The sequence below is a fragment of the Streptomyces sp. NPDC054840 genome (genome assembly GCF_053611065.1).
Map to the genome: position 1 here is coordinate 1 of NZ_JBSGZP010000234.1, position 9948 is coordinate 9948.

General features: G+C 72.9%; 5 protein-coding genes and 1 pseudogene. 3 read left to right on the forward strand and 3 right to left on the reverse strand.

Annotation, left to right across the window (positions count from 1 at the left end; genetic code table 11):
• Positions 1-106 precede the first annotated feature (106 nt).
• Positions 107-826, reverse strand: a pseudogene (locus tag ACWGIU_RS18350) (IclR family transcriptional regulator domain-containing protein); the annotation flags it as partial.
• A gap of 809 nt (positions 827-1635) precedes the next feature.
• Positions 1636-2211, reverse strand: a complete 576-nt coding sequence (locus tag ACWGIU_RS18355) for a sigma factor-like helix-turn-helix DNA-binding protein (RefSeq protein WP_453707023.1) — start codon at positions 2209-2211, stop codon at positions 1636-1638.
• 500 nt (positions 2212-2711) lie between these two features.
• Here ACWGIU_RS18355 and metG point away from each other — a divergent pair, with 500 nt between their 5' ends.
• The 3 genes from metG to ACWGIU_RS18370 all read left to right on the forward strand — a co-directional run bounded on the left by metG (position 2712) and on the right by ACWGIU_RS18370 (position 7979).
• Entirely contained in the window at positions 2712-4427 is a 1716-nt protein-coding gene (gene metG / locus ACWGIU_RS18360; protein WP_453707025.1) for a methionine--tRNA ligase, read from the forward strand.
• Between the two features lie 198 nt (positions 4428-4625).
• Positions 4626-7178, forward strand: a complete 2553-nt coding sequence (locus ACWGIU_RS18365) for an MFS transporter (RefSeq protein ID WP_453707027.1) — start codon at positions 4626-4628, stop codon at positions 7176-7178.
• Positions 7179-7229: 51 nt separating this feature from the next.
• Entirely contained in the window at positions 7230-7979 is a 750-nt protein-coding gene (locus ACWGIU_RS18370) for a hypothetical protein (RefSeq protein WP_453707029.1), read from the forward strand.
• An 89-nt stretch (positions 7980-8068) separates the two neighbouring features.
• Here the strand turns inward: ACWGIU_RS18370 and ACWGIU_RS18375 are convergent, their stop codons facing one another.
• The gene (locus tag ACWGIU_RS18375; RefSeq protein WP_453707031.1) at positions 8069-9775 is read right to left on the reverse strand and encodes a protein kinase domain-containing protein; all 1707 of its coding nucleotides are present in this window, start codon (positions 9773-9775) and stop codon (positions 8069-8071) included.
• Positions 9776-9948 lie beyond the last annotated feature (173 nt).

Genomic DNA, 9948 nt, shown 5'->3' on the forward strand with positions numbered 1-9948 from the left:
GCCGCAGGGTCTCCGGGGTGACCGGGGCCCTCATCGGCCGGGAACGGTCGGCCGGGGCCCCCTCCGCGGCGGCGGCCGCCGGGGCGTCCGGGGGGATCGCGCCCGTCAGGAGCAGTGCCAGGAGCACCGGGACGGCCTTGCGGCGCAGGGTCTCGGTGGCCGCGCCCAGCCGGTGGGCGTGGCTCGCGGGCAGTGAGAGCGCGAGGCTCCCGGCGGCGTCCCCGGTCGCGATCGGGACGGCCGAGCAGACCACGCCGGGAGAGTACTCGCGCAGGTCGAACACGGGCGCTCCCGGAGCCACCGCGTCCAGGGCGCTGAACAGGACCCGGCTGTCGGTGATCGTCCGCGGGGTGAGCCGCGCGGGCCGGTGCCGGGCCACGTGGTCGGCTCGCCGGTCGTGGTCGAGCTGGGTCAGCAGGCACTTGCCGACCGCGCTGGCGTGCGCGGCGGCCCGGAAGTCGACCCACTCCCGCACCGGCGGGGTCGCGGGCCCGTCGGCCATCTGCGTGATCCGGACCTCGCCCTCGGCGTACCGGCCGAGGTACACCGCGGCGCCCGCGCTGTCCCGTGCCAGGGCCAGGGTGCGCTGGAGCTGTCCGGCCAGGCCGTGACCGCCGGGGGCCGCGAGCCGGTCCAGGGCCGGGCCGCGCCCGTACACCCCGAGCGCCGGACGCACCGCGTACTCCTCCTCGCACAGCATCGCGAGCAGGGGCCGCAGTTCCCCTTCGGCGAGGCCGGACTCCCGGACGAGCTGGGCGGCCCTGACCCCCAACGGGTGCCGCTCCAGGACGCGTACGACGGCCAGCGCGCGGCGCGCCTCCGTCAGGGCCTGGCTCGTACCGTCCCGGGCGGCGGTCCCGTGGCTCGCCGCCGCCGGCGCCGGGTGGCGCAGCGGTCCGGCGGCCGGGCGGGGCGAGGCCGCCGGCCACGGCGCCGAGGCCGACACGGTGACGGGCTGCGGCAGGAACGCGGCCAGTACCCCGGACAGCCCGGGCCTGGGCAGCGGCACCGGGCCCAGGTCGGGATCCTCCTGCTGGTCGACGTAGCGCAGCACGGCTGCCTGCGTGCACAGCCGGATCTCCCGCAGATCCCGTCGGCCGCCCGGCCGGAAGCCGCGCCGGCCCAGCTCGCGCGCCCAGTGCCGGGCGTCGTGGTGCTCGCCGCGCCGGGAGTGGTCGAGGAACAGGCAGTACGCGGCCGTGGAGGTACGCGGACTCCCGGACCCGGCGGCGAACTGCCACCAGAAGCGGGCTCCTTCGCGCAGCCCGGCCAGGTGCAGCAGACAGCCGAAGACGACGGCCCCGGCGAGGTCGGTGTGTCCGTCGGTCAGGAAGGAGTCGAGGTGCGCCCCGGCCTTGGGCGCGCACGCGGAGGCGAGGCAGACGGCCTTGAGGTCGCGCCGGGCCCGTTCGGCGTCGAGGGGGCAGTCCCGGGCGGGATCGCTCCAACCGTGCACCGACCGGCGTCGGGCGCGGTGTCCGGAGGCCGGGTGCGGGGTGGCGCGCAACAGCCGGGCTTCGGCGGCGCCGAGGTCGTAGTGCCGGTAGCGGTCCCGGACGCCCGCCCGGGCGAGGAGCTCGGCCAGGTAGCGGGGGATCGGGTCGCCGTCCTGCCGCTCCTGACGTTCGTAGCGCCTCATGATTCGGCTGATTCGGCTGATTCGGACGACGCGGCCGATTCGGACGGTGCGGCGGACGTGGCGAGCAGGCGGGCGAGCCGCCGGTGGGCCTGTCCGAGGTAGGAGCGGGCCGTGGCCTCGTCGACGCCCATCACGGAGGCCGCCTCGCCGGGGGTGCACTGGAGCCCGTACCGCAGGAGTACGGCGTCACGTTGCCGTTCGGCGAGCCGGGAGACGGCGGAGTAGAAGCGGATGGTGTCGGTCAGAACCTCGTACCGGTCGGCGTGGGCCTCCATGAGGGCGGCCTCGAAGGCGCTGATGTCCATCGGCTCGGGGCGCTGCTGCCACGGATGGCGCCGGCGCTGCCGATGGATCAGGCAGTGCTTGAGGACGGTCCAGGCGTAGGCGTCGAGGCGGTCCATGTGGAGCATCCGCAGCCACTCACCCATGATCGAGTCGAAAGCGGCGTCCACCGCCTCCTCCGCCGCCGCGTCGGAGCCCAGCTGCAGATACGCGAAGCGCATGTAAGTGGGCCGCCGATTGGCGTGGAACGCCCAGTACGACAGGCGCGCCGTCGGATTCCACTGGCTCATGGGAGTCGGCCGCCGACGCCGGCTCGGTAGTCCCACGGCCCCACCGGACTCCTCCGGTCCGCCATCGTTCACCGCTCCACCTCATCCCCTGTGCGCTGAACAGGAAAGCAGCGCGGGCGCACTCGGAGGGCGCAGAGAAGAAACCTGGAAGCAATGCGTCGTGGATGATCGACCGGTGATCGATCTCGATCACGCACGGCTTCAGCCAGCACATATGCATATGCCCGCGGCCGGTGCCACCGCCGGAGCCGCCCGCGCCGCCACCGCGGGTGCCGCCGCCATAGCCACCGCCTGGACGCCGGTCGGGTGCGCCGTGGTCCGGCTGTAGCATGAGGCCTGATCGCGAGGGCCGTGACGGAGAGGTCACTGCCCTCGCTTTTGCGTTACGTCCACCCATGAACAAATGCGGCGCGTGGCTTCACGGCGGTTCGATACGATGAACCGCATTCACAATCCGTCACGTCACGTGGTACCGCACAGAGGAAATGGAGCATCCGAGGATGGCTCGACACCTGATCACCAGCGCGCTTCCGTACATCAACGGGATCAAGCACCTGGGCAACATGGTCGGGTCGATGCTTCCGGCGGATGTGTACTCCCGGTACCTCCGCCAGCGCGGCCACGACGTCCTGTACATCTGCGCCACCGACGAGCACGGCACCCCCGCCGAACTCGCCGCCAAGGAGGCCGGTGTCTCGGTCGCCGAGTTCTGCGCGCAGGCCCACGACGCCCAGAAGGCGGTCTACGACGGCTTCGAGCTGTCCTTCGACTACTTCGGCCGCAGCTCCTCCGCGCAGAACCGCGAGATCACCCAGCATTTCGCGCGCAAGCTGCAGGAGAACGGGTTCATCGAGGAGCGTGCGATCCGGCAGGTGTACTCGCCGGTCGACGGCCGCTTCCTCCCGGACCGCTACGTCGAGGGCACGTGCCCGCACTGCGGCTACGACAAGGCCCGCGGCGACCAGTGCGAGAACTGCACCCGCGTCCTGGACCCCACGGACCTGATCGAGCCCCGTTCGGCCATCTCCGGCTCCACCGAGCTGGAGGTCCGCGAGACCAAGCACCTCTTCCTCCTGCAGTCCAAGCTCCAGCACGAGGTCGAAGCCTGGGTCGCCGAGCACGAGGAGGAGTGGCCGCAGCTCGCCTCCTCCATCGCCCGCAAGTGGCTGACCGAGGGCCTGCACGACCGCGCCATCACGCGTGACCTCGACTGGGGTGTCCCGGTCCCGGCCGACACCTGGCCCGAGCTCGCCGCCGAGGGCAAGGTCTTCTACGTCTGGTTCGACGCCCCGATCGAGTACATCGGCTCGACCAAGGAGTGGTCCGACCTGGACCCGGGGAACCGCGACTACAAGTCGTGGTGGTACGAGGCCGCGGACGTCCGCTACACCCAGTTCATGGCCAAGGACAACGTCCCGTTCCACACGGTGATGTTCCCCGCCACCGAACTGGCCACCCGCGAGCCGTGGAAGAAGGTCGACTACGTCAAGGCCTTCAACTGGCTGACGTACTACGGCGGCAAGTTCTCCACCTCGCAGAAGCGCGGCGTCTTCACCGACCAGGCGCTGGAGATCCTCCCGGCCGACTTCTGGCGCTACTTCCTCATCGCCAACGCGCCCGAGTCCGACGACTCGTCCTTCACGTGGGAGCACTTCACCACCACGGTCAACAAGGACCTCGGTGGCACGCTCGGCAACTTCGTGAACCGCGTACTCACCTTCTCCCGCAAGAAGTTCGGTGACGACGTCCCCGCCGGCAGCCCCGCGGGCGAGGCCGAGGCCAAGCTGGGTGAGCAGATCGCCGTGCTGCTGGCCGAGTACGAGGGCCACATGGACGCCCTCCAGTACCGCAAGGCCGCGGCCGCGCTGCGTGCCCTGTGGTCCGCCGGAAACGCGTACCTCGACGAGAAGGCCCCCTGGCTGGAGGTCAAGACCGACCTGGAGGGCGCGGCGCTCACCCTGCGCACCGCGATGAACCTCATCCACCTCTACTCGGTGGTCTCCGAGCCGTTCATCCCGGCGTCGGCGCGCGCCATGCGCTCCTCGTTCGCGCTCGCCGACGACACGGCCACCTGGATCACCCCGGACCAGGCCCGGTCCCTGGAGGCGGTGCCGGCCGGTACCCCGTTCACCGTGCCGCCGGTGCTGTTCGCGCGGGTCACCGAGGAGGACCTGGAGTCCTACCGCGAGCGGTTCGGCGGAAACCCGGAGGCTTGAGGCCCCCTCAGGGCCCGGTGACAACTGCGTGGGGGCACGACCCGTCGGGGCCGGGCCCCTTTCGCATGCCCCGCACGGCAGGGAGAACCCCACCGCGGACCGCCGTCGGACGGGCGACCGAGGGACGCAACCAGCGGCCGGGAGTACATTTCGCCTGACGGCCCCCGCCTATTGGATAGCTGCACTAGCCTTCCGTTCGTGGATCAGCTGATCGCCGAAGACCCGAGCCGTATCGGACCGTACCGCCTGATCGCCCGGCTGGGCGCGGGAGGCATGGGCCTGGTCTACCTGGGCCGCTCCGAGGGCGGCCGTACCGTTGCCGTGAAGGTGGTCCAGGCGGAGTTCGCCGGAAACCCCGAATTCCGCAGGAGGTTCGCCCGCGAGGTGGCCGCCGCGCGGCGGGTGGGCGGCAGCTGGACGGCGGCGGTGCTCGACGCCGACACCGAGGCCGCCGTGCCCTGGGTGGCGACCCAGTACATCCCGGGGCCCGACCTGCAGACCGTGGTCGCCCGCCAGTTCGGTCCGCTGCCCGAGGACTCGGTACGCACGCTCGCCAACCGGCTCGCCCTCGCCCTGCGGGCCGTGCACGAGGCGGGCCTGATCCACCGCGACCTGAAGCCGTCCAACGTGCTCATCACCGTCGACGGGCCCCGCGTCATCGACTTCGGCATCGCGCGGGCGATGGACAGCCTGACCGGGGACAGCCTGCACACCCGCACCGGCATGCTGATCGGCTCGCCCGGGTTCATGTCCCCGGAACAGGTCCGCGGTCTCGAACTGAGCCCCGCCAGCGACGTCTTCTGTCTCGGTGCGGTCCTCGTGTACGCCGCCACGGGACGCATGCTCTTCGGCGCCACGGACACCGGCCTGAACGCCCACCTCTTCCGGATCGCCGAGGAGGAGGCGGACCTGACCGGGGTCCCGGAGTCGCTGGTCGAGCTCGTCGGCGCGTGCCTGCACAAGGACCCGGCCAGGCGACCCGCCCCCGAGGAGGTGGCGGCGCGTACGGCGGCGGACGCTGCCGGGGAATGGCTCCCGGGCGCTGTACTGGCCCAACTGGGGCGCCATGCGGCGCAGTTGCTGGACTACGCCCCGGCGTCTCCCGTAGGGGCCGGTGGCGGGGCCGGAGCCGGCGGCGACCCGGCCGGAGCCCCGACCGGGGACCAGGCCGCCGGGACGCCGGACCCCCGGCTCGTGCCGGCACAGTCCCGCCAGGACGCCTTCCCGTACGGGACGCCGCCCCCGCCGCCCGCGTACGCCCCCACGACCCCCGGCCACTTCGGCCCCGCGGACGGCTTCGGCCCGCCCCCCTACCCCGTCCCCGGCGACCCGTCCCTCCTCGCGCCTGCGCACCCCAGGCGCTGGTGGGGCCTCGCGGTCCTCGCCCTGACGCAGCTGCTGGTGCTGGTCGAAGGGGCGCAGTTCAGCCTGCTCGGGCCGCATATCCACGCCGAACTCGGCGTCAGCGCCGGGGGCTTGAACCCGATCTTCAGTGCCTACCTGGTCGCCTTCGGCGGACTCCTGCTGCTCGGCGGGCACCTGGCCGACGTGCTCGGGGCCCGGCGGATGCTGGTGGTCGGCCTGATCGGTTTCGCGGCGGCCGCCGTCTTCAGCGGCGCGGCCTCCGGGGTGGGGCTGCTGATCACATCCCGCGCCCTGCAGGGTGCGTTCGCGGCCCTGCTCGTCCCGGCCGCGCTGTCCCTGGTGGCCACCGGCTTCACCGACCCCAGGGAACGCGGCCGGGCCTTCGGCATCTACGCGGCCGTCGCCGCGGGTGGCAGTGCGCTCGGCGTGTTCGCGGGCGGGTGGCTCGCCGAGGCCCTGGCGTGGCGCTGGGCCCTGTGGTCGGCCGTTCCGCTCGCCGTACTCGCCCTGATCGGCGCGCTCACCCTGCTGCCCAACCGTCCGGGCCGCACCGGCGCCCGCTTCGACGGACTCGGCGTGCTCCTCGGCACGGCGGGATGCGCCGCCCTGACCTACGGCCTCGCCGAGGTCGAGACGGTGGGCTGGGCCGTCGTCCGGAGCCTGTTGCTGTTCGTGGGCGGCATCGCGCTGCTCACCGCCTTCCTGTGGTGGCAGAGGCGATCGTCGGGCCCGCTGCTCCCGGCGTACGTTCTCGCCGACCGGAGCCGCCTCGCCTCCCTCCTGGTCGTCCTCTTCACCGGCGTCGCCCTGGTCGCCCTCCTCCCCGCCCTGGGCTTCTTCGCCCAGCAGATCCGCGGCGAGGGTCCGGCCGGGTCCGGTGCGTCCCACCTGCCGCTCGTCGCCGCCGCCCTCGTGACCGCCACCCAGGTCTCCGCCCGCCTGCTGCCCCGTATCGCACCGCGCGCCCTGATCCTGCCGGGCCTCGTGGGCACGGCTCTCGGGCTGGGCCTGCTGGCCGGCGTGGGGGGTGGGGCAACCTACGCGACCGGGGTGCTGCCCGGCATGCTGCTCACCGGCGTCGGCCTGGGCCTGGCCCTCGTCCCGCTCTACGCCACCGCGACCGCCGGGGTGTCCCCGCAGCACGCCGGCGGCGCCTCGGCAGCCCTCGGCACGGCCCACCACCTGGGGCAGTCGATCGGCGGAGCCGTGCTGGGTACCGTCCTCGTGAACCGCCTGGAGCAGGTCTCGGAGGACACCGACGTGTTCGCCCGGATGCTGGACGCCTACACGACCACCTTGTGGTGCGCGGTCGGCGGCCTGCTGCTCGCGGCCCTGCCGACGGCCCTCCTGATGAGGCCCCGGGCCCCGCAGCGGGGAGCGAACTAGCGCGAACCAGCCCTCCCGTTCGTATCTCGCGAGGCTTGTCATACTTCCCGGATGGAGATGCGAGAGGCGGAGGCGGCGCGGCGGTGGCTGGCTGATCAGGGCGTCAGCCAGGTGCGTGACGGGTGGGTGAGCGACAGGGAGCCGGACGTGCTGCTCACGGCCAACAACGTCGCGCATGCCTGGGCGGGCGATGTGTTCGCCGAAGACCTGGACGCGGCCGAGCAAGTGCGGCTGGCCTTCGGACTGCTGGACCTCCTGGACGAGTACTGGGTCACGTGCGAGATCCGGATCGCGGACGACAGCTCGGAGGGTCCCCTCCCGGCCCACGCGCTGTGGGACGGCTACCGCCGGCGGCTGGAGGCGGAAAAAGAGGTCGAGCCCGTCACCTACTCGCTCTGGGTGGACTGGTTCGAGGACCACACCACTTCCGCGACGGCCTTCGCCGAAGTGCTCGGTAACGACATCGAGCGCGTGGTGGCCGATCCCTCGGAAGCCCTGCTCCGCCGAGCCCATCGGGTTCTGGAGTGCTCGGGCCCGGTGCCCTGGCCCGTGAAGGAGCCGACGTACCGCACCGCCATGCGGCTTCCCGCCCTGCACCCGGCCTTCTTCCGTGGTCTCCTTACGAGTTTCCACGACGTCTACGGCGACCTGGAGCCGGCCGCCGCACTGGCCCTCCTCGACCGGTTGGACCTCCCGACGGACACCCGGCACCTTGCGGGGCTGCGCCAGGTGCTCACCGCGGGTCACAAGAACCACTACCGCAGCCCCGGCGCCTGGCAGGACGCGGTGCGCTCCTGCTGAGGCGAGAGCCGGCCCAGGGTCTGTCCTCCGTGATCTCCGCCGGATCGGCGCACGGCGTCAGATGCGGTGCACCGGGGCGGCGGCGGGTGTCAGCCCATGGTGGGCACGAAGGTCCGCACCGCGGTGTCGAAGTAGCCGCGTGCCTCGTCGCCCTGGCGGACCGGCGAGGAGACCCACACGTCGTACAGGCGGCCGTCCTCCTCCCAGCACAGGTCACGGGTGTGCCGGGGGCCTTCGGCCGTGGAGAAACCGTCCCAGGTGAAGAGCCAGAGGGCGGCCTGCCGGCCGTTCTGCGAGGTGGTCACGACCTCGGCGTCCCGGTATCCGGGGTTGGTCCCCGCCCCCTTGGCATGGGCGCGCTGATGGACGGCGAGCGGGCCGCCCGACTCGGGCTCGGCCACCTTGATGCCGATGCGGAAGGTCTCACCGGGTGACATGTAGAAGATCCGCGGGCCTTCCACCTTGCGGGTGAAACCGAGGGGCACGGCGAGTGAGAAGCCCTCCGGGTCGGTGACGACCCGGTACCCGGCGGGCGCGGCCTTGTCGTCGGACGGGGGCGAGACCGTGCCGGTGCGCTCGCCGGGGGTGGCCGAGGCGGGTGTGGACGGGTGGCCGGCCGCCCCGCTCGTGGACGTCCGGCCGCCGCGCTCGCCGTCGTTCATGAGCAGCGCGGCGGACACGCCCGCCCCGGCGATCGCGGCCACCAGCAGACCGGCGATCAGCGCCGCCACCGGCCGCCGCTTCCGCGGTGCGCGTACGGGCTCGGGCGGGGGTACGGCGGCCGACACGGCGGCCGACACGGGCGTCGGCGCGGACGCCGGGACCGCGCCGGGCCGCGTCGGGCCGTGGTGGACGGGACTGTGCGGTGTCGGCGGATGCGCTACCGCGGGATGCGGGGCGGGGAGCCGCGGGGCGGGGGTCGGCGCGGCCGGAGCGGACCGCGTCGCGGTGTACCGCGCCGAGGCCGCCTCCGCGCAGGCCCGCAGCATCTGCTCGGCCCGCTCCGCGTCGAGCCGTCCGGCGGGATCACGTTCCAGCAGTCCCCGCACCACCGGCAGCAGCGGTCCGCACGCCTCGGGCGGCCGGATCTCGTCGAAGACCACCGCGTGCAGGATCCCGCCGAGCGAGTCCCTCCGGAACGGCGAGGTACCGCTGAGGGCCGCGCACAGCAAGGCGCCCAGCGACCACAGATCGGCCTCGGGCCCCGCCGGCGTCTGCCCCGACATCCGCTCGGGCGCGGTGTATTCGGGGGAACCGACGAAGGAACCGGTGGTGGTCAGCGTCGTGGCACCCGACACCTGAGCGATGCCGAAATCGGTCAGCACGGGCCGCCCGCCCGGGGCCTCCAGAAGGACGTTCGCCGGCTTGATGTCCCGGTGCAGCACCCCGGCCGCGTGCGCCGTGCGCAGCGCACCGACCAGGGCGATTCCGATCCGGGCCGCCTCGGCGACGTCCACCGGGCCGGTCCGGGAGAGCCGGTCGGCGAGGGAGCCGCCCTCGACCAGTTCCATGACGATGTAGGGGAGTTCGCCGTCCTCCACGATGTCGTGCACCACGATGATGTGGGGGTGCTTGAGCTGCGCGGCCGCCCGTGCCTCGCGGAGCGTGCGCTCACGCTGGTGCCGGGCCTCTTCCTCGGACAGCGCGGGGTCGAGCACGACCTCCTTGACGGCGACGTTCCGGCCGAGCAACTGGTCGGTGGCGCGCCAGACGATGCCCATGCCACCGCGTCCGAGCTTGGCGTCCAACTGGTAGCGCCCTGCGATAAGCCGGGCGTTCGCCCCCTCGGTCCCCATGGCGACATCATGCCGCATCCGGGGTGAGCACCCGTCTGCGGCGTGTCGAAGCCGCCCCTTGATCGTTTCTTCACCGGTAGCCCTTATTTCTGCTGCGGATTTCGGGAGGCGTGCGGTGACCGCTTGGCATTACTTCGCCGGGGCGGGCCTGGTGGCGGCGCTCTGCCCGTTGC